At 65.4% G+C, this 19,885-nt stretch carries 14 protein-coding genes and 1 tRNA gene; 9 read left to right on the top strand and 6 right to left on the bottom strand.

The window, feature by feature from the left end; all coding sequences use genetic code 11:
• Positions 1–92 precede the first annotated feature (92 nt).
• From C8J44_RS13430 to C8J44_RS13420, 3 genes are all read left to right on the top strand, one after another.
• Positions 93–626 carry a CarD family transcriptional regulator gene (locus tag C8J44_RS13430; RefSeq protein ID WP_121904933.1) on the top strand — a complete coding sequence of 178 codons (534 nt, stop codon included), beginning with the start codon at positions 93–95 and terminating at the stop codon, positions 624–626.
• Positions 627–801: 175 nt separating this feature from the next.
• Positions 802–1,533 (top strand): head GIN domain-containing protein, encoded by a 732-nt coding sequence (locus C8J44_RS13425; RefSeq protein WP_121904932.1) that lies wholly within the window; start codon positions 802–804, stop codon positions 1,531–1,533.
• Positions 1,534–1,570: 37 nt separating this feature from the next.
• The gene (locus C8J44_RS13420) at positions 1,571–2,296 is read left to right on the top strand and encodes a GIN domain-containing protein (protein ID WP_183128781.1); all 726 of its coding nucleotides are present in this window, start codon (positions 1,571–1,573) and stop codon (positions 2,294–2,296) included.
• Between the two features lie 264 nt (positions 2,297–2,560).
• Here C8J44_RS13420 and C8J44_RS13415 read toward each other — a convergent pair whose 3' ends face one another.
• Positions 2,561–2,965 carry a DUF1489 family protein gene (locus tag C8J44_RS13415; protein WP_056053914.1) on the bottom strand — a complete coding sequence of 135 codons (405 nt, stop codon included), beginning with the start codon at positions 2,963–2,965 and terminating at the stop codon, positions 2,561–2,563.
• Positions 2,966–2,996: 31 nt separating this feature from the next.
• A complete protein-coding gene (gene mgtE / locus C8J44_RS13410; RefSeq protein ID WP_121904930.1) occupies positions 2,997–4,406 on the bottom strand; it encodes a magnesium transporter in 1,410 nt (469 codons plus the stop codon).
• A 108-nt stretch (positions 4,407–4,514) separates the two neighbouring features.
• On the opposite strand from mgtE, the gene C8J44_RS13405 reads away from it, so the two are divergent.
• Positions 4,515–4,973 (top strand): peptidylprolyl isomerase, encoded by a 459-nt coding sequence (locus tag C8J44_RS13405; RefSeq protein WP_060526148.1) that lies wholly within the window; start codon positions 4,515–4,517, stop codon positions 4,971–4,973.
• A 315-nt stretch (positions 4,974–5,288) separates the two neighbouring features.
• Here the strand turns inward: C8J44_RS13405 and C8J44_RS13400 are convergent, their stop codons facing one another.
• A complete protein-coding gene (locus C8J44_RS13400) occupies positions 5,289–6,173 on the bottom strand; it encodes a LysR substrate-binding domain-containing protein (RefSeq protein WP_121904929.1) in 885 nt (294 codons plus the stop codon).
• Between the two features lie 280 nt (positions 6,174–6,453).
• On the opposite strand from C8J44_RS13400, the gene C8J44_RS13395 reads away from it, so the two are divergent.
• Positions 6,454–8,727: a CDC48 family AAA ATPase gene (locus C8J44_RS13395; RefSeq protein WP_060526146.1), complete on the top strand. Its 2,274-nt coding sequence runs from the start codon at positions 6,454–6,456 to the stop codon at positions 8,725–8,727.
• Between the two features lie 169 nt (positions 8,728–8,896).
• On the top strand, positions 8,897–9,187 hold the full coding sequence (locus C8J44_RS13390; protein ID WP_060526145.1) for a hypothetical protein: 291 nt from the start codon (positions 8,897–8,899) through the stop codon (positions 9,185–9,187).
• A gap of 91 nt (positions 9,188–9,278) precedes the next feature.
• Here C8J44_RS13390 and C8J44_RS13385 read toward each other — a convergent pair whose 3' ends face one another.
• From C8J44_RS13385 to C8J44_RS13375, 3 genes are all read right to left on the bottom strand, one after another.
• Positions 9,279–10,073 (bottom strand): DUF72 domain-containing protein, encoded by a 795-nt coding sequence (locus C8J44_RS13385; protein WP_121904928.1) that lies wholly within the window; start codon positions 10,071–10,073, stop codon positions 9,279–9,281.
• A gap of 121 nt (positions 10,074–10,194) precedes the next feature.
• Positions 10,195–10,269, bottom strand: a tRNA-Gly gene (locus C8J44_RS13380).
• A 202-nt stretch (positions 10,270–10,471) separates the two neighbouring features.
• A complete protein-coding gene (locus C8J44_RS13375) occupies positions 10,472–13,438 on the bottom strand; it encodes a TonB-dependent siderophore receptor (RefSeq protein ID WP_121904927.1) in 2,967 nt (988 codons plus the stop codon).
• A gap of 358 nt (positions 13,439–13,796) precedes the next feature.
• Here C8J44_RS13375 and C8J44_RS13370 point away from each other — a divergent pair, with 358 nt between their 5' ends.
• The 3 genes from C8J44_RS13370 to C8J44_RS13360 are packed head-to-tail and all read left to right on the top strand — an operon-like array spanning position 13,797 to position 19,564.
• Entirely contained in the window at positions 13,797–14,594 is a 798-nt protein-coding gene (locus tag C8J44_RS13370) for an ImuA family protein (RefSeq protein WP_121904926.1), read from the top strand.
• Entirely contained in the window at positions 14,563–16,032 is a 1,470-nt protein-coding gene (locus C8J44_RS13365) for a DNA polymerase Y family protein (protein ID WP_259466922.1), read from the top strand. Before C8J44_RS13370 ends, C8J44_RS13365 begins: the two co-directional genes overlap by 32 nt.
• A gap of 7 nt (positions 16,033–16,039) precedes the next feature.
• Entirely contained in the window at positions 16,040–19,564 is a 3,525-nt protein-coding gene (locus C8J44_RS13360) for an error-prone DNA polymerase (protein ID WP_121904925.1), read from the top strand.
• Positions 19,565–19,885 lie beyond the last annotated feature (321 nt).

Below are 19,885 nucleotides of genomic sequence, written 5' to 3'. Positions count from 1 at the left end.
GCTTGACGTGTAGACCTATCCCTCCCCCGATGCAGCAGCGACGAGTCCTTCGTCGAGGCGTCGCGGCGAGGCTTGATCCGGAAAGGCCCCAAATGGCTGCCAAGGCACTGTCCTTCGATGTCGGTGATTTCGTCGTTTATCCCAAGCACGGGGTCGGCCGTGTGATCGAGCTCCAGCGCTCGGAAATCGCCGGCATGACACTGGAACTCTACGTCCTCCGGTTCGAGAAGGAGCGCATGACGCTCCGCGTACCGACCAACAAGGCCGAAAGCGTCGGCATGCGCAAGCTGTCGTCCGACAAGACCATGCGCGAGGCGATGGACACGCTCAAGGGCAAGCCCAAGGTCAAGCGCACCATGTGGTCGCGTCGCGCGCAGGAATATGAGGCGAAGATTAATTCGGGCGACCTCGTGTCGATCGCCGAAGTGGTCCGCGATCTGTTCCGTGCCGACGACCAGCCCGAGCAGAGCTATTCCGAGCGTCAGATCTTCGAAGGCGCGACCAGCCGCCTCGCGCGCGAACTGGCGGCGATGGAAGAGCTCGACGAGCCCAAGGCGCAGGAGAAGATCCTCGACATCCTCCGCGCCGCCGCGGCGATCTACAACAAGGACAAGGTGTCGGCATAACGCCTTCGCACTCGATCCGAACGCGAAAGGGCGGTCCTGCGGGGCCGCCCTTTTTCGTTCTGCCGCTCCCCTCTTCCAATGACGGCAGGCAGTACCGCGAACCCCCGCCAGGCAAGTTTCCCATTGCACCGTGCCGCATCGGGTGTATTATTCTAATAATACACAGGAGGATGCGATGAACTTTCTAGCGCTCGGACTGATCATTCCTCTCGCGGCCTGCTCGTTCAGCTGGGACGGCGACAAGGAGGGATCGGGTGTCGCGGCGTCCGGCTCGGGCACGACGCGGACGTACCAGGTCACGGGGTTCGACCAGATCGACCTGCAAGGCTCGGACGATGTCGACGTGCGAGTCGGCACCGGCTTCTCGATCCGCGCCGAAGGTCCCTCCGACCAGCTCGACCGTTTGAAAATCGACCGCGACGGCGAGACGCTCGACATCGGCCGCAAGAACGGGGCAAGCTTCGGCTGGAACAAGGGCGCAAAGGTAAAGGTGTACGTCACGCTGCCGCGGCTGACCGCGGCAACCATCTCGGGTTCGGGCTACATCGCCGTCAACCGCGTCGAGGGAAAAGCGTTCACGGGGACTATCGCCGGATCGGGCGACATGACCCTTGCGACGATCCAAGTCGACGAGGCAAGATTCTCCGTCACCGGCTCGGGCGCGCTGCGCGCCAGCGGCACCGCCCGCGCCCTGAACGCCGAGATCGCCGGGTCGGGGGATGTCGATGCGTCGAAGCTCCGGGCCCAGTCAGCCAAGATCGATATTCCCGGCTCGGGCAGCGTACGCGCGGTCGTCGACGGACCTGCGATCGTCGACATATCGGGGTCGGGCGATGTCGATCTTGGCCCGAAGGCGCGGTGCACCATTTCGAAGACGGGGTCGGGGTCGGTGCGCTGCGGGAACTGACTTGCCGACGGGCACGGAAGCGGCGACGGTTGCGGGCATGAGATATCTGCTCGCGCCGCTGCTGCTTCTGTCCTCACCGGGGTTGGCGGCGCCTGCACCCGCAGCACGTCGGACGGTCTCGGTCGGCAGCTTCGACCGGATCCGCGTGGAGGGCCCGTTCGAAGTGCGCATAACGATCGGTTCGCCGCGCGCGACGATCGCGGGCAACGTGAACGAGGGGGTGGCGGTGCGCGTCGACGGCACGACCTTGTCGGTCCGCAAGGGCACCGGCGGCTGGGGCGAGCAACCGCGTGGCGCGAGCGGCGGCGGCGGGCCGATCGTCGTCACGCTCTCGACGCCTGGGCTGGTCTCGGCGAGCGTCGCGGCGGGCGGGCGGCTGACGATCGCGAAGATGCGCGGGATGAAGCTCGACGTGACGGTCAGCGGCAATGGCAGCCTCGCGCTGGCGGCGGCGGACACCGACCAGCTGAACGCGACGCTGATCGGCACCGGCGTGATGACGCTCGCCGGCCGCGCCGCCCGCGCGCGCCTCATCGCCAGCGGCCCGGGCGCGATCGATGCCACCGGGCTGGCGGTCAACGACCTGACCGTGCATCTCGACGGGGTCGGCGAGGTCAAGGCGGCGGCGCGCTATACGGCACAGGTGACGAACAGCGGGCTGGGAACGGTGACGATCACCGGCAACGCGAAATGCCGGGTGGATGCGGCGGCTGGCGGGCCGGTGGTATGCGGTAAGCCGGCGGCAGGAGTATCTGCTCCGTGAGAGAGGATGGCGCGTTTGTGGCCCGATCCACACCGGCCCCTCCCGACCGAAATTGGCATCTGGATCGAGCCAGTCACCCTATCGGTATCGGCCCTCATACCTTCCGAACAGGTATCATCATTCCCGCGGAGGCGGGAACCCATACTGGCTGACCTCACGCTGAGATCGCTATCCTCTGAGGATATGGATCCCCGCCTGCGCGGGAATGACGATGGAATTTATCGTCGGGTGGGATGAACCTCGACAAGTTCTAGGCCCCACGCCTTAAATAAGCGCCAGTTCCGCCAGCTTGGTCATCAGCGCTGGCGGCATCACGTCGAGCCCGGTCGCATCCCCGCCCAGATCGAGCGGTGCATCGGCCCCCTCCAGATACCGCCACCCTTGATGCGCGCGCTTGGGTCGCGCCTGCACTAGGACGAGCTTTGGATCGATATGGATCGCGACGCGCCCTTCCTCGGCCTCGCCGAACCCGAGGATCGGCGAGCGGGCGATCAGCTGGTGCTTGAGGATCCAGAACATCGAACCCTGACCCGCGACCTCCTCGTGCCGCTTGGGCAGATACCGCGTGGTGAGGAACACCGGCCCCTCCTCGCCGCGCAGCCGGAGCCGCTCGGCAAGATGGTCGACGCTTTCCGCGCCGAACGCGACTTTGGTGAGGTGGAGCGGCATGGCGTTGGAAATGGGCGCTAAACGCTGCCGATCAACCGTGCAGACCCCAAAGACTCGCCAGCCCGAGGAACGAGAAGAACCCCATCGTGTCGGTCATCGTCGTCACGAACACCGCCGACGACACCGCCGGATCGATCCGGAACTTGTCGAGCGTCACCGGCACGAGCACGCCGCCAAGCCCCGCCGTGATATTATTCACCAGCATCGCCGCGGCGATCACCAGCGACAGGTCGGTGTTGCGGAAGATCACGTACGTCCCGAGTCCGATCAGCGCGCCCAGCATCACGCCGTTCGCCGCGGCGATGCGGAACTCCCGCCCGATCATCCGCGCGGTGTTGGAACTCGTCAGCTGGTTGGTCGCCAGCGCGCGCACCACCACCGCCAGCGTCTGCGTGCCGGCATTGCCGCCCATCCCCGAAACGATCGGCATCAGCACCGCGAGCAGCGCAAAGCTCGCGATCGTCCCCTGGAACAGTCCGACGACCGACGATGCGACCATCGCCGTGCCCAGATTGACCACCAGCCACGTGAACCGCGTGCGGACCGTCAGCCGGATCGGCTCGTTGATGTCGCCGTCGCCAGCACCCGCCAGGCGCAGCGTATCCTCGCCCGCCTCTTCCGAAATGATGTGGACGATGTCGTCGACCGTGATCATGCCGACCAGCCGACCGCCATGATCGACCACCGCCGCCGAGATCAGCGCGTATTTCTGGAAGCGCAGCGCGACTTCCTCCTGGTCCATGTCGACCGGGATCAGCGTCTGCTCGCGCTTCATCACGTCGGCGATCGCGATTCCGCGCGGCGTGCGCAGCATCCACGAGAGCTGACAGGTGCCGATCGGCTTGTGCGCGGGATCGACGACGAAGATCTCCCAGAAATCGGTCGTCAGCTCCTCGTGGCCGCGCAGGTAATCGATCGCGTCGCCGACCGTCCAATGCTCGGGCACCGCGATCAGCTCGCGCTGCATCAGGCGACCGGCGGATTCCTCGGCGTAGCTCAGCGCCTCCTCGATCGCCGCGCGATCGTCGGGATCGAGCGCACGCAACACCGCGCGCTGCTCGTCCTCGTCCATGTCCTCGATGATCGCGACCGCATCGTCGGTATCGAGTTCGGACGCGAGATCGGCGACCTGGTGCGGCTCGAGCGCATCGATCAGATCCTCGCGGACGTAATCGTTCATCTCCGCGAACACGTCGCCGTCGAGCAGGTCGGTGACCGCCCGCGCGAGTGCCGCACGATCCTCTTGCGGGGTCAGCTCGAACAGATCGGCGATGTCGGCCGGGTGCAGCGGCTCGACCAGCGCGCGCGCCGCCTCGTCGTTGCCGTCCTCGACCGCATCGAGCACGGCCCGGACGAATTCGGGCCGCAGATGGTCGTCGCGATCGAGTTGCGTCTCGGGCGCGGTTTCGGTTTCGGGCTCGGGAAGCTCGAGTTCGCTCATGGCTGCCTCCCTTAAAAGATGGTCGGTTGGGCCCTAACGCGACGCGCATGCATTTGCCAGTCGGAGTGCGGCTCCCTATCTGCCGCGCATCAATTCAGGAGACGATGAATGTCCGATACCCCCGAAACGCTGACGCTGACCCTCGACGGCGGCGACGTCACGATCAAGTTCCGCCCCGATCTGGCGCCCAAGCATGTCGAGCGGATCGCCGAGCTGGCGAACGAAGGCTTTTACGACGGCGTGCCGTTCCACCGCGTGATCCCGGGCTTCATGGCGCAGGGCGGTGACGGGGGTAACGGCGACGGCACCGGCGGCTCGACCAAGCCCAACCTCAAGGCGGAATTCTCGGCCGAGCCGCACGTCCGCGGCGTCTGCTCGATGGCACGCACCAACCAGCCCGACACGGCGAACTCGCAGTTCTTCATCGTGTTCGACGACGCACGCTTCCTCGACAAGCAGTACACCGTCTGGGGCGAAGTCACCGACGGCATGGACCTGATCGACGCACTGCCCAAGGGCGAGCCGCCAAAGACGCCAGGCAAGATCGTCAAGGCTCGCGCTGCCTGAAGACTGCACCGGTGCAGCCCAGCTGCGCCGGAGACAGGCAAGGCCGGCCGGCGGAGCAAAGCTCCGTCCGACGGCGCGGCTTAGCCGCGACGCGCTTGAGTTGGGGTGACGGGGGTGCAAATACTCCGTCGCCCTAATGCGCTCGGTGCGAATCCCTTTCAGATATCCACCCGTCATTCCCGCGAAGGCGGGACGCCATACTGGCAGGCCTCCCGGTGAAAATCGCCAACGCCTGAGCATATGGGTCCCCGCCTACGCGGGGATGACGATTGGGTAGATGTCGGGTCGGAGTAGGAACCGGCACGACGGACGTCGCTAAACCTCGGCTACCGTCCGTATCAGCCAGTCGTGAAACAGCTTCACCGGCTTGGTCTGCAGCGCCCTTGGGCGGCAGACGAACCAGTAGCTGTACGGGCTCTCCACCTCGATATCGAACAGCCGAACGAGGCGCGGATCGTTCGCATCCTCGAAGTGGCTCGCATGCATGAACGCGACGCCGAGCCCCTGCGCGGCCGCCTCCAGCATCAAAGCCCCCGAATCGAAATGGTCGATCGCCAGCGGCTCGATATCGTCGAGCCCCGCCGCCGTCCGCCACGCCGTGAACGTGTCAGTCATGTCGCGGTGCACCAGCGCCGTCAGACTCGAGAGCTGTTCGGGCCGCGTGACCGGATCCGCGCGCTCCAACAGGCTCCTTGCCCCGATCACATACACCGAGTTGCGATCGAGCCGCCGCGCGTAAAACGCCGGGTCGATCTCGCGTGACAGCGCGATCACCGCATCGAGCCCATCGCCAAGCCGCGACACCAGATGCGCCGCGGTATCGATATCTAGGTGCAGCTCGGGGTGCGACGTGCGCAACTCACCCAGCTTGGGGAACAGCTTCTGCGACGCGTATAGGGGCAGGATCCCGAGACGCAGCCGCAGCACCTCGGTCGTGCTGGTCAACGATTCGACCGCGTCCGAAAGCGAGTCGAGCACCGGCGCGATCTGCGCGAGCAGCCGCTCACCGTCCGCGTTCAGCACCATTGCCTGATGACGGCGCGCGAACAGCGGCTTGGCGATGAAGCGCTCGAGGCTCTGCACGCGCCGGCTGAGCGCAGGCGCCGACAGCGCAAGATCCTCGGCCGCGGCCTTGATCGACCCCAGCCGCGCGACCTGCACGAACGCCTCGATAGCCCCCAATGGCGGCAGCCTGCGCATGATCCCTCTTTCGACTCGACGAGTGTGACAATGACCGCTGGACGCATTCAGCCATACGATTGCAGTTAGCGCAATCGTAGCTGATCCCTTCGCACTTGCAACACGAACCGTCTCGCCGCAAAAAGACCTCGCCTTTCAGGCATCCTCTCCTAAAAACTTTCACGGGCTGGCCTTCATTGGCCGGCCCTTTTTTTGTGCGTTTCGGACGCGCGAACAGGGCCGGTCCTCGAAACCGCGTGATGCACCCCCCATTTGATCCTTCGAGTCCGAAGGAGTCGAGATGCCCGATAGCGAAATCCCCACGCGGAAAATCCAGGTCGCCAATGCGCGTCCCGAGGACAGCGGCCGCGGCCTGGCGCATTTGCCGCGCGCGTTGATGGCGACGCTCGGCATCGGCGAGGGCGACGTGATCGAGATTCTCGGCAAGCAGAACACGCCCGCGCGGGCCGTTGGCCCGTATCCGGAGGACGAAGGCCTCGACATCCTTCGCATCGACGGTCTCCAGCGTGCCAATGCCGGCGTCGGCTCTGGCGATTTCGTCGAGGTGCGCAAGGCCGAGTCGAAACCGGCGACGCGCGTCGTCTTTGCCCCCGCACAGCAGAATCTCCGCCTCCAGGGCTCGACCAACGCGCTCAAGCGCACCTTCCTCGGCCGTCCGATCTGCCAGGGCGATATCGTCGCGACCGCGGGGCACCAGCGCGTCGGCAACATGCCACCCAACGTCCAGCAGTTCATGAACGCGCCGGCGTATGCATTGCAGGAGATCCGACTCGCGGTGATCGCCGCCAGCCCCAAGGGCGTGGTGCACATCGACGAGAATACCGAGATCGAACTCCGCTCCGAATATGAGGAGCCGCAGGCCGCACGCCGCGCCGACGTCACCTATGACGATATCGGCGGCATGGCGCAGACGATCGACCAGTTGCGCGAGATGGTCGAGCTGCCGCTTCGCTATCCCGAACTGTTCCAGCGGCTTGGCGTCGATCCACCCAAGGGCGTTTTGCTGCATGGCCCTCCCGGCACCGGCAAGACGCGGCTCGCGCGCGCCGTCGCCAACGAATCGGATGCGCAGTTCTTCCTGATCAACGGTCCGGAGATCATGGGCTCCGCCTATGGTGAGTCCGAGTCACGCCTCCGCGAAGTGTTCGAGGAAGCGGCTAAGGCAGCGCCGTCTATCGTGTTCATCGACGAGATCGATTCGATCGCGCCCAAGCGTGGCCAGGTGTCGGGCGAGGCGGAAAAGCGTCTTGTCGCGCAGTTGCTGACGTTGATGGACGGCATCGAATCGCGTGCGAACCTTGTCGTGATTGCCGCCACCAATCGCCCCGAGGCGATCGACGAAGCGCTTCGCCGTCCGGGCCGGTTCGACCGCGAGATCGTGGTCGGCGTGCCGGACGAGCGTGGCCGTCGCGAGATCCTCGGCATCCACACGCGCGGCATGCCACTCGGCGACCGTGTCGACCTCGATGAACTATCGCGCACCACCTACGGCTTCGTCGGTGCCGATCTTGCCGCGCTGACCCGCGAGGCAGCGATCGAGGCGGTCCGCCGGATCATGCCCAAGCTCAACCTGGAGGAGCGGACGATCCCGCCCGAAGTGCTCGACGAACTGTCGGTCACGCGCGAGGATTTCCTGGGGGCGCTCAAGCGCGTCCAGCCCTCGGCGATGCGCGAAGTCATGGTGCAGGCGCCGACCGTGCGCTGGGCGGATGTCGGCGGTCTCGACGATGCGCAGATGCGGCTGAAGGAGGGCGTCGAACTCCCGCTCAAGAACCCCGACGCGTTCCGCCGCCTCGGTATCCGCCCGGCCAAGGGCTTCCTGCTCTACGGCCCACCCGGCACCGGCAAGACGTTGCTGGCGAAGGCGGTCGCGCGCGAGGCGGAGGCGAACTTCATCGCCACCAAATCGTCCGACCTGCTGAGCAAATGGTACGGCGAAAGCGAACAGCAGATCGCCCGCCTGTTCCAGCGCGCACGCCAGGTCGCGCCGTGCGTGATCTTCATCGACGAACTCGACTCGCTGGTGCCTGCACGCGGTTCAGGCGCGGGCGAGCCGCAGGTGACCGAACGCGTCGTCAACACAATCCTCGCCGAGATGGACGGGCTGGAGGAGTTGCAGTCGGTCGTCGTGATCGGCGCGACCAACCGCCCCAACCTGATCGACCCAGCGTTGCTGCGCCCCGGCCGGTTCGACGAACTCGTCTACGTCGGCGTCCCCGACAAGGCCGGCCGCCGCCGCATCCTCGGTATCCAGACCGAGAAGATGCCGCTGGCGTCCGACGTCGACCTTGATCGTCTCGCCGACCGCACCGACCGTTTCTCGGGTGCGGATCTCGAGGACGTCGTCCGCCGCGCCGGCCTGGTGGCGTTGCGCCGCTCGATCGACTCGACCGACGTGACGATGGCCGACTTCGAAGGCGCCCTGAAGGAGTCGCGCGCCAGCATCACCCCGGAAACCGAGCGCGAGTACGAACAGATGGCCGCGCGCCTCAAGCAGGATGCGACGGCGATCCAACCGTTGGGCTTCGCCTTCCCGCCGAGAAAAGACGACTGAATCGGGCGTCACCCATCGCCACCCCGGGCCTGCCCCTATCGTGAGACGGGAGAGGCTCCGGGGTGGTTGGGCGCTTGCTCCGCCTCGCAGTGGCCGCCTCGGCACGACCGAAAGTGAACCCTTCGTCGCGACGGGCGTTTGGCGAACGGACCACGAAGAAGGACATATCATGAAGATTCAGCATGCTACGGCTATCGCGGCCGCTCTGACGATGATGTGCGGCACGCCGGCGCTCGCCCAGACGACGCGGGAAACCAAGGTGGATCACGACACCAAAGTCCATGACGGCGTCGCCACCGCCACGACGAAAGTCACCACGACCAGCAAGCGCAAGACGCACCGGCCGAAGAAGATCCTCGGCGTGAAGGTCGGTCACAAGACCGTCGAGCACAAGACGGTACGCGAAAGTTCGGTGAGCTCGGACGGCGACCGCAGCGTGAAGGTCAAGACCTCGCATTGATCGGACATGGGCACTGGCGCCGATCGCGCCAGTGCCCGGCAAGCAGAAGCGGACGCAGGCTCGGGCTTGGCCGCCGGCAGACGGACGATTGCTACCCCGATACCCGTTCGATCAGCGCCATCGCTGCGTGGGGCGCCCTGACCTTGGCGCCGTTAATGAAGAATACGAACGTCTCGCGCGCATGCTTGGGCGGTAGTGCCTCTTCGACATAGGGAAGCCCCTCGGGTCGACCACCCGCCGCCCAGAGCCTCGCCTTGTCCGCCCAGTCGTTTAGCGCGGCCGGCGCATAGCCAGCGACGAAGCGCTCCTCGGCATCCTCCAGCCGCACGTAGACGAAGTCGCCGGTCAGGTCGGCGATCGCAGGATATTCGGCGGATTGCGCATAGACGATCGCCACCCCCGCCGTACGGCACATCGCGACGAACCCGGGCACCGCGAAGCTTGCGTGCCGGACCTGGACCGCGTGACGGAGCGCGACGCCATCCTGCTTCGCGGGCAACAGCTTCAGGAACGCGGCGAAATCGTCCGCGTCGAACTGCTTGGTCGCCATGAACTGCCACAGGATCGGCCCGAGCCGGTCGCCGAGCTCGACGATGCCCTGCCCGGTGAACTTGGCGATCGACTCCCCTGCCTCGGCCAGGACCTTGCGGTTGGTGCAGTAGCGCGACGCCTTCAGGCTGAACACGAAGCCGTCGGGGACCGCCTTGGCCCAGGATGCGAAGGTGGCGGGCTTCTGGCTGCCATAATAGGTGCCGTTGATCTCGATCGCGGTGACGTGCGCGGCCGCATAGTCGAGCTCGCGCTTCTGCGGCCATTTCTCAGGATAGAACGTCCCGCGCCACGGCTCGTAGGTCCAGCCGCCAATACCGATTCTCATATCGCTCATCGCCGAAGTGTAGCGCGCGCGAAGCCGTTTTGGCGATGGGCCATTCGGACGGATATATCGCGAGATGGCGAAGGGACTGTGCAGACCGCATCGGCAAAGTCGCTGCCGTCATGGCAGCGACTGGAGCGGGCGAAGGGATTCGAACCCTCGACCCCAACCTTGGCAAGGTTGTGCTCTACCCCTGAGCTACGCCCGCTCTGGCGCCGTAGTCTCCGGTCTGAAGCGACACGGTGACTGGGTGAGGCGCGCTGTTAGCCCGGTGTTTGCGGAACGGCAAGCGCCTTTCGCACTATCGTCGTGATATTTCGTCGAACGGCTGTGTGCAGCGCACAAAAAAGGGGCGGACGTTGCCGTCCGCCCCTCCTCCGCGCGTGCCTCTATCCTGAGGGACGTGGCGATCAGAACTGGAAGTTCGCCCCCACGCGCATCGTCCGGCCGACCGCACCGATCTGCGTGTAGGTCGGGTTGTAGTTGACCGCGGCATAGTTGCCCGCGTTCAACGGCGCCTTCTGGTCGAGCAGGTTGACGACATTGAAGTACAGCTTGAACTTGTCGTTCACCTTCACGCTGCCGGTCAGGTCGACATCGACGAAGTGCTTCACGTGGCAATTGAACTCGGGATCCGTACCGCCGTACGTGCTGCCGCCGTTGCAGTCGGTGGTGCCGAACTGGTCATAGGCGACCGCCTTGTAGCCCGACGTGTAATACGCAGTCGCGGTCAGCGTGTACGCCTTGTAATCGACGCTGTTCTGCCAGTTGCCGCGCCATGCCGGCGTGCCCGCGCCCGACGAGGTGATGTAGGGCGCCTGCGTACCGACGAAATCGACGAACGGATCGGCATCGCTCTGCTTGAAGTCGTAATGGAGGATGTAGGTCGCCTCTGCCCGGCTGGTGAAGTGGAAGTCGTCGCTCGGCTTGAGTTGGACCAGCGCCGAGAAATCGAGCCCCGAGGTCTTCAGCGCCGCCGCATTGGCATAGGGCGAGTTGACGAACAGCGCGCGCGCCGGTGCGTTCGGGAACGACGGATCGATCGCGTCGGGCGTCACGCTGTAGCCGGTCGGCAGCGCGGTGCCCGCGTAATAGGCGGCGAGCGCCTGGTTCGAGAGCGGGCCACCCGTAATCACGCGGGTCTTCTTGATGTTGTAGTAATCCGCGGTGAAGCTCAGCCAGGTGGTCGGCTGGACGACCACGCCGCCGGTGAAGCTGCGCGACAGTTCGGGCTTGATGTCCGGGTTGCCGGCGGTGTTGAAGCCGATCGAATAGGACTGGTTGTACGCACTGCCACCCGAGCAGGTCGTGCCGGTGATCGTGGCGCCATGCTGGGCTTGGAGCGAGCATGGTGGCGTGGCTGCAGTGAAGCCGACCACCGAGCCCGACGTCTCGGCAAAACTTGGCGCACGGAACCCCTTCGAGAAGGTACCGCGCAGGGCGATCTGGCGGATCGGCGTGAACTTCACCCCGATCTTCGGCGAGAAGTGGCTGAACCCTTCCGAATAATGATCGAAGCGACCCGAGCCGTCGATCTCCAGGCTGGTCAGGATCGGTGCGTTGACTTCGAAATAGGCCGACTCAACGGTGCGGTTGCCGACCGCCGAGAACTGGTTGAGGCCGATCGTGGTGAAGTCCGGGTTCTGGCTCGGATCGTTCTGCGCCTCGTAGCGGACCGAGCCGCCGACGCCGACCTGGAGCGGACCGCCAGGAAGCTGGAACAGGTCCTTGGTGATGACGCCCTGGATCATGTCGAGGTCGCTGGTCGCCTGCGAACGAACCATCGGCGAGATCGCGGCGCGGACGGCGGCGGTGTTCTGATCGGGATTGACGAAGTTATAACTGCCGGTGGTGATCGCGGTCTGCAATCCGGCGAGGTTGAGATAGCCGTTCTGCGTGATGTCGAGCCACGAATGCGCCGCGGTGATCGAGGCCGAATAGCCCCAGCCCTCGCCGAACTGACCGTCGATGCCCGCGGCAGCGCGGATCACGTGGTTCTTGTACTCGGACGAGGCGGGGATGTCGCCGAACGCGTAGCGGATCGCCGCCGGCGTTGTGAACGGGTTGTTCGGATTGTCCGTACCGTCCGCCAGCTGCGCGGGCAGGACGATGTTCTGCGTGTTGATCGGGTTTGCCGAACGAATTTGCGCGTTAACCGTCGGCGAGCCCTGCGACTTCACGTCGTTCTGGAAATACGACGCGATCAGATAGGCTTGAGTCTTGTCGTTGACCTGTACGGTGCCGTGGACAGTGACGCCGAATCGCGTCTGTTCGGGCTGGATCTGGCCATATTGAGAGGTGGCATTTTGTTCGCAGCCCTGGTCGATGAACGCGGTGCCCGATCGTGGCGTGGTAACGAGCGTCTGGCCGGCCGCGCAGCCATTGGGGTTGAGCACTTGGAACGGACCGGTGGCGAGCCCGGTGCCCGACAGGATGTTACCCGGAATGGTCTGTGTGGTGGGGGCGACGACTGCGCTGGTCGTGCTGCTCGGCGCGACCGAGCCGGCGTTATTGTTGTCGCCACCGATCGAGGTCAGATCCTTCGTGTTGTACGGGAAGCCGCGGTCGCGATTGTAGATCGGGTCGTCATGCTGGTATTCGCCGCTGACGTAAAAGTTGAAGCCCTTCTCCTTCAGACGACCGGTGCCGAGCGTCAGCGTCGCGCGCTGTTCGCCGCCGTCGCCGCGCTGGGACACGCCGCCCTCGACCGTGCCGTACGCGCCGACGATCTCCTTCTTCATGATGATGTTGACGACGCCGCCGATCGCGTCCGCGCCATAGCTCGACGAGGCGCCGTCCTTGAGCACTTCGACGCGGTCGACGATCGCGTTCGGGATGGTGTTCAGATCGACGAACGAGCGCTGGCCGTCATCCGAAAGCGGATAGTTGGCGGTGCGGACACCGTCGATCAGCGTCAGCGTCGAGTTCACCGATAGACCGCGCAACGACACCCCCGACGAGCCCGCGCCGAAGCCGCCGGTAAACGCGGTCGGGACCGAACCGCTGCTGTCAGCGGAGATCGACCGCACCGCGTCCGACACGTTGTTGATGCCGGCCTTGGCGAGCGAATCCGAGGTCAGCACGGTGACCGGCGACGGCGTCTCGGTATCGGTGCGACGGAACAGCGTGCCGGTGACGACGATGTCCTGCGGCTGGCCGGCATCGGTGCCGGGCTGGGCGGTGCTGGACTGGGCGGCAGTGGCCTGCGCTGCCGGTGCGGGCGAGACGTCACCCTGCGGCGGGGTCGATACCGACGTGCCCGGCTGGACCTGCGCATCCTGCGCGAACGCCGGCGCGGTGCCGATCAGCCCGACCAGGGCGAGCGCCGAAAGCGCAGAGCTCCGCAGCAAAGTCGGCCGGAAAGCGATTTTGGTCATGATGAAGCGATCTCTTGCAAGGCTCCTCCCTCCCCCTTGGGAGGACAGCGAGCGCGTTCCGGAACGGCCGCGTTATCCGGGGAGGAATACGGCACGGCGCAAGGCTGCAACGCTGTCGTAAAACTGTAAATAACCGCGAAGATCGGGGGAATCTTCGGTACGGCGCTGTCACGAAATAGACACTGTTCCTGACGCATTTTTCATGTGGGAGCGTGGCCGAGCGACGAAGCGTGCCCGCCCCGCGAGCAAGTGAATGAGCGTGTCATTAAGACTGAAAGACGCAGTTTCCGGCATCTGGACGCGCTCGAAAAAAGATTCCGCTTGGCGACTCACCCTCCGGAACATTACAAGAACAGTTGTGAACGAGTCGTCCGCCCTGATTGCCCGCCTGAAGCGGATCGCCACGACCGGGATGCCGACCCAGGGGGATGGCCGCGCGGATGATGCGTGGCTGACGCAGGGCATGGCCAGGGCGCAACTGCACGAGATTTTCACCGCCATCGACGATTCGGCGAGCGGCGCGGGGTTCGCGGTCGCCTCGGTTCTGGCAGCGCGTGCGGCGCCGGTGATGTGGTTGCGCACCGAGGCGAGCGAGCGGCAGGGCGGGCGACTGCATGCGACCGGGCTGGTCGAGATGGGGCTCGACGTGACGTCGCTGGTGCTGGGGCTGGTCGAGGACGAGGCGGACTTGTTGCGCGCCGCCGCCGATGCCGCGCGGTGCCATGGGCTCGGCACGTTGCTGATCGAATCCTGGGGACGCGCGCCAGGACTCGACCTGACCGCGACGCGGCGGCTGATGCTGGCGGCCGAGGCGTCGGGCGTCACCATTCTCAGCCTGCGTATCGGCGCCGAACCGGTGCCGAGCGCGGCTGCATCGCGCTGGCAGGTCGCCGCGTGTCGATCGCGGCCGCTGGAGGCCGACGCACCGGGCAAACCTGCCTTCGACATCGAATTGCTGCGTCGACGCGGAGGCCAGGCCGGGCTTCGCTGGCGTGTGGAGTGGGACCGTGACGCGTACATTTTCGACAATACCGCCTTCGACCAGATCGCCTTCGCCTCTGGTGATTCCGCGACGCTACCTAGCGCTGGTGTTTCCGTGGCTGCCGATCGAGCGACTGCAGACGATGCGGCCGCATCTGTTCGTCGGACGGGCTGAGACACCGATCGCGTTCGTCGAGACGGTGTCGGGCGGGATCCGGCTCAAGGCGCTCGACCGTGAAGCCATGCGAGCGGGTCTCCGGCCCGGCCTGACGTTGGCGGATGCGCGGGCGCAAGTACCGGAACTCGAGGTCTACGAGCATGACGCGCATGCCGATCACGAATGGCTCGAGCGGCTTGCGGACGGGTGTCAGCGCTACACGCCCTCGGTCGCGCTCGACGAGCCCGATGGCCTGATCCTCGACATCGCCGGGTGCGTGCACGAGTTCGAGGGCGAACGGCGTCTGGCTGCCGATCTGGAAGAACGCCTCGCGCGGCGCGGGCTGCTGGTGCGCCATGCGTTCGGCGACACGCCCGACACGGCTCGCGCGCTGGCGCGGTATGCGGGGGCGCCGGCGCCGGATGAAAAGCGCGCGGTCAAGCGGTTGCCGGTGGCCGCGTTAGGTCTCGACGAGGATGCGACGACGGCACTGTCGCGCGCGGGGCTGAAGACGGTCGGCGACGTGATGGCACGACCGCTCGCGACGATCGCGGCACGGTTCGGCGAGCAGGCGGCGATGATGATCCGTCGGCTCGACGGATCGATAAAGGGGCCGATCGTCGCGCGGCGGACGGTGCCGAAGATCGGCGTCGAGCGCCGCTTCGCCGAACCCATCGCGCGCACCGAATACGCGCTGGAAATGCTCGCCGAACTCGCCACCGAAGCCGCGGCTCAGCTTGCCGACCGTCACGAAGGCGGCCGCCGCTGGGAAGCGCGCCTGTTCCGCGCCGACGGCCTCGTCCAGCGGCTGCGAATAGAGACCGGTCAGCCGACACGTGACGTGACACTGCTGATGCGCCTCTTCCGCGAGCGGATCGACAGCCTCGCCGATCCGCTCGATCCGGGGTTCGGCTATGATCTGGTCCGGCTCGACGTGGCGCTCGCGGAGAAGCTCGACGCGTCGCAGTTGAAGCTGGAGGGCGGCGAGGCGCAGAAGGGGGAGGTCGCGCAGCTCGTCGACCAGCTCGGTACGCGACTGGGCCGGACGCGCGTCCGCCGGTTCTCCGCACGCGACAATCATATTCCCGAACAGGCCGAGCTGATGCTGCCCGCCGCCGAGGCCCTTGCCCCGACACCGTGGGTCGCGCCCGACACCGGCGAGCCACCGCTGCGCCCAATCTACCTGTTCGACCCGCCACAACCGATCGAATCGATGATGGCGGAGGTCCCCGACGGCCCGCCGCACCGGTTCCGCTGGCGCCGTACCGTCCACGACGTGGCGCATAGCGAAGGCCCGGAACGGATCGCCGGCGAATGGTGGCGACGCCAGGACATTCCGACGCGCGATTACTACCGCATCGAAGACCGCCGCGGCCGCCGCTTCTGGATCTTCCGGCACGGCCTGTATTCCGAGATGGAGACGCCTCGCTGGTACCTCCACGGCGTCTTCGCGTGAGGAACGCATGAACGGGCGGGCCGCGTTAGCGTTCGCGGAACTGGTCGCCGCGACCAACTACTCGTTCCTCGATGGCGCGAGCCACCCCAGCGACATCGTCGGCCGCGCGATCGAATTGAAGCTGGCCGGTATCGGCATCGCCGATCGCAATACGGTTGCCGGCGTGGTCCGCGCCTATGATGCCCTGGAACGCGCAAAACGAGGCCAGCTCGGTGCGAAGCTGCCGCCGTTCGATTTCAAGCTGGTGGTCGGCGCGCGTCTCGTATTCGCCGACGGTACGCCGGACATCATCGCCTATCCCGCAACCCGGGCCGGATGGGGACGGCTGACGCGGTTGCTGACGCTGGGCAACCGGCGGGCAGAGAAAGGCGGCTGCATCCTTGGTTTCGAGGATCTGGTCGCGCATCTGGGTGAAATCCTGTTGATCGTCATGCCGGAGTGCACCGCGCGGCCGGTGGTCGCACATGAGGATTTCGTACTTCCCAAGCGTAACGATGCCAGTCTTGAAACCACGCTCACTGCGCTTCGTCCGCTGGCGCGGCGATCGATGTGGCTTGGGGTGACCATGCCGCATGGCGGTCGCGATCGGCGACGCCAAACCCGGCTTGCCAGGATTGCCGCCAAGGCGCGCGTGCCGATCCTGGCGACCAACGACGTGCGTTATGCGGTGGCGGACGATCGCTCGCTTCACGACATCGTCACCTGCATCCGTGAGGGCACGACGATCCAGCGCGCCGGCAAACGGCTCGGTGCCAATGGCGAACGCCATCTCAAGGATGCGGACGATATCGCGCATTTGTATCGCGACCGGCCGCACGCGATCGTCGAGACGGCAAAGCTGCTCGCGCGGATCGACTTCACGCTCGACGAGCTCAAATACGAGTATCCGCATGAGCCCGTCCCGGCAGGCTGGGATCCGCAGGACTGGCTGGAGCATCTCGCCTGGCAATCGGCGATCGACCATTATGAAGGCTATGTGCCGGACAAGCTGGTGGCGTCGTTACGCGACGAGTTTGCGCTGATCCGGCACCAGAACTATGCCTATTACTTCCTGACCGTCCACGACGTCGTCCGGTTCGCGCGCAGCGCCGATCCGCCAATTCTATGCCAGGGACGCGGATCGGCCGCCAACTCGGTGGTCTGCTACGTGCTCGGCGTCACGTCGGTGGATCCGATGAAGCACGATCTGCTGTTTTCGCGCTTCGTCTCGGCCGAACGTAGCGAGCCGCCCGATATCGACGTCGATTTCGAGCATGAGCGGCGTGAAGAGGTGATGCAATATATCTATGCGCGCTACGGTCGGGAGCGCGCGGCGATCGCCGCGACGGTCATCCATTTCCGATCGCGCAGCACCGTGCGCGAGGTCGGCAAGGCGCTCGGCTTTACCGAAGACGTTACGCAACGCCTGACCAGCACGGTTTGGGGCAGCTTTTCGAACCGTTTCCCGGAACGTCGCTTTGCCGAAACGGGGTTCGATGTCGCCAATCCGGAAATCGCCCGGTTGCGGGACATGGTCGAACGGCTGCTCGAATTTCCACGTCATCTGTCGCAGCACGTCGGCGGCTTCGTGCTGACTCAGGGACGGCTCGACGAGATCGTGCCGATTCACAACGGCGCGATGGAGGACCGTACGTTCATCGAATGGGACAAGGACGATATCGATTGCCTCGGCCTGATGAAGGTGGACATTCTCGCGCTCGGCATGCTGACCTGCATCCGCAAGAGCTTCGACCTGATGCGACAGCACGGGCTCGGCGATCATGAACTGAAGACGATCGCCAACGACGAGAATCCGGACGTCTATAATATGCTGTGCAAGGGTGACAGCATCGGCGTTTTCCAAGTCGAGAGTCGGGCGCAGATCAACATGCTGCCCCGTCTGAGACCGCGGAAACTGTACGATCTGGTGGTTCAGGTGGCGATCGTTCGGCCCGGGCCGATCGAAGGTGACATGGTGCATCCATATTTGCGGCGACGGGCGAAGAAGGAGGTGGTGGTCTATCCTTCGCCATCGCCCGAGCATGGCCGAAGCGACGAACTCGAAGTGCTGCTTGGCGAGACATACGGCGTGCCGTTGTTCCAGGAACAGGCGATGAAGCTGGCGATCGTCGCGGCAAAGTTCACACCCGACGAGGCGAACGAACTACGGAAATCGATGGCGACGTTTCGCAAGGTCGGAGGAATGAACAATTTCCAGGCCAAGCTGATCGGTGGGATGGTCGCGCGGGGGTATGAGGCAGAGTTCGCGGAGCGCTGTTTCAAGCAGATCGAGGGGTTTGGATCGTACGGATTTCCGGAGAGCCATGCGCTGTCGTTTGCGCGACTGGTGTATGTGTCGTCGTGGATCAAATGCTTTCACCCGGCGGTGTTCTGTTGCGCGCTGCTCAATTCGCAGCCGATGGGGTTTTATGCGCCGGCGCAGTTGGTGCGCGATGCGGTCGAGCACGGGGTGACCGTGCTGCCGGTCGACGTGAATGCGAGCGGGTGGGATAACAGCCTATCCTCCCCGGCACGGGGAGGGGGACCGCGCGAAGCGGGGTGGAGGGGGGCTTCCGCGGACGTATCGCTGGCGGATGCCCTTGTTGCTGGCGGCGCGGATGAGGCTGCGACTCTTCCAAGCGGGACGTCTGCGGCGGCCCCCCTCCACCATCCTGCGGATGGTTCCCCTCCCCGTTCCGGGGAGGATTTGCGCCTCGGATTTCGGCAGGTGGACGGGTTTCGGAAGGATTGGGCCGACGAGATCGTTCGCGTTCGGACCACGCCGTTCGCTAGCATCGAGGACCTCGCGCGGCGCGCGAACCTGCCGCAGCGGGCGATGAATCTGCTGGCCGATGCGGATGCGTTTCGATCGGTGGCGAAGGAACGGCGCGAGGCTTTGTGGGATGTGCGCCGGACGCCGCCCAAGCAGCTTGCGCTGTTCGCCGCAGCAGAGGTGCCCGAGCTTGGTGCGGAGCCCGACGCGCACCTGCCGGCGATGCCGCTGTCGGAACAGGTGGCGGCGGATTACCAGACGACGCGGCTGTCGTTGAAGGCGCATCCGATGTCGTTCCTCCGCGAACGCTTTGCCGCCGAGGGTATCCTGTCGAGTGCACAGGCCAACGCGACCAAGGACGGGCGCAGCGCGAAGGTGGCGGGTGTCGTCCTAGTCCGCCAGCGCCCCGGCAAGGGCAATGCGATCTTCGTGACGATCGAGGACGAGACCGGGATCACCAACGGGCTGATGTGGGCGCGCGACTTCGAGGCGAACCGCCGCGCGGTGATGGCCTCGCGGCTGATGGTGCTGGAGGGCGTGATCCAGCGCAGCGAGGAAGGCGTCACGCACCTGATGACGTCGCGCGTGCAGGATCGCAGCGACATGCTGCGGCTGTTGTCGGAAGATCAAGCGCTGGAGCCGCCGCTCGCGCGCGTCGACGAGGTGATCCGTCCCATCCTCCCACGCGGCCCTGACGGACGGACACCCCGTGCCCAGCATCCGCGTGCCCAGCATCCCCGGGACGTCCGCGTCCTGCCCAAATCGCGCGACTTCCATTGACGCAGACCCGGGCTCTATGGCCTGATTAGACATATCGCCAAAAGCTCCGTCACCCGGGGCTGGTTCCGGGGTCCACCGTTCCGCACATCCAGTTCTATCGATCTCGCGGAACCGTGGATGCCGGAACCAGTCCGGCATGACGGATAGAATTGGACGCCTTGATCCGACGCTGAAATTCCGGGTCGAGCTCAAGGCTGCGAGCGATGTAGGGGAAAGCGCACGTTTGTCGTGAATACTGATCCATCCTAGAGGTGGCATTCGCCGCGGGGGCGCCCCAGATAGCACGCGAGAATTACACGGGAGTTGAACTTGGCCACGCTT

Source organism: Sphingomonas sp. PP-CE-3A-406 (assembly GCF_003688625.1).
Lineage (GTDB): Bacteria > Pseudomonadota > Alphaproteobacteria > Sphingomonadales > Sphingomonadaceae > Sphingomonas.
The sequence above is the reverse complement of the archived record's forward strand: the minus strand, read 5'-3'. Positions and strand labels throughout refer to the sequence as shown.

Excerpts from the sequence above, each read along its gene's own strand:
- C8J44_RS13365 (WP_259466922.1), top strand. The coding sequence starts at position 14,563 with ATGCGGCCGCATCTGTTCGTCGGACGGGCTGAGACACCGATCGCGTTC.
- C8J44_RS13400 (WP_121904929.1), bottom strand. The coding sequence starts at position 6,173 with ATGCGCAGGCTGCCGCCATTGGGGGCTATCGAGGCGTTCGTGCAGGTC.
- C8J44_RS13415 (WP_056053914.1), bottom strand. The coding sequence starts at position 2,965 with ATGCCGCTCCACCTCACCAAAGTCGCGTTCGGCGCGGAAAGCGTCGAC.
- C8J44_RS13420 (WP_183128781.1), top strand. The coding sequence starts at position 1,571 with ATGAGATATCTGCTCGCGCCGCTGCTGCTTCTGTCCTCACCGGGGTTG.
- C8J44_RS13360 (WP_121904925.1), top strand. The coding sequence starts at position 16,040 with ATGAACGGGCGGGCCGCGTTAGCGTTCGCGGAACTGGTCGCCGCGACC.
- mgtE (WP_121904930.1), bottom strand. The coding sequence starts at position 4,406 with ATGAGCGAACTCGAGCTTCCCGAGCCCGAAACCGAAACCGCGCCCGAG.
- C8J44_RS13385 (WP_121904928.1), bottom strand. The coding sequence starts at position 10,073 with ATGAGCGATATGAGAATCGGTATTGGCGGCTGGACCTACGAGCCGTGG.
- C8J44_RS13395 (WP_060526146.1), top strand. The coding sequence starts at position 6,454 with ATGCCCGATAGCGAAATCCCCACGCGGAAAATCCAGGTCGCCAATGCG.
- C8J44_RS13375 (WP_121904927.1), bottom strand. The coding sequence starts at position 13,438 with ATGACCAAAATCGCTTTCCGGCCGACTTTGCTGCGGAGCTCTGCGCTT.
- C8J44_RS13430 (WP_121904933.1), top strand. The coding sequence starts at position 93 with ATGGCTGCCAAGGCACTGTCCTTCGATGTCGGTGATTTCGTCGTTTAT.
- C8J44_RS13390 (WP_060526145.1), top strand. The coding sequence starts at position 8,897 with ATGAAGATTCAGCATGCTACGGCTATCGCGGCCGCTCTGACGATGATG.
- C8J44_RS13405 (WP_060526148.1), top strand. The coding sequence starts at position 4,515 with ATGTCCGATACCCCCGAAACGCTGACGCTGACCCTCGACGGCGGCGAC.
- C8J44_RS13425 (WP_121904932.1), top strand. The coding sequence starts at position 802 with ATGAACTTTCTAGCGCTCGGACTGATCATTCCTCTCGCGGCCTGCTCG.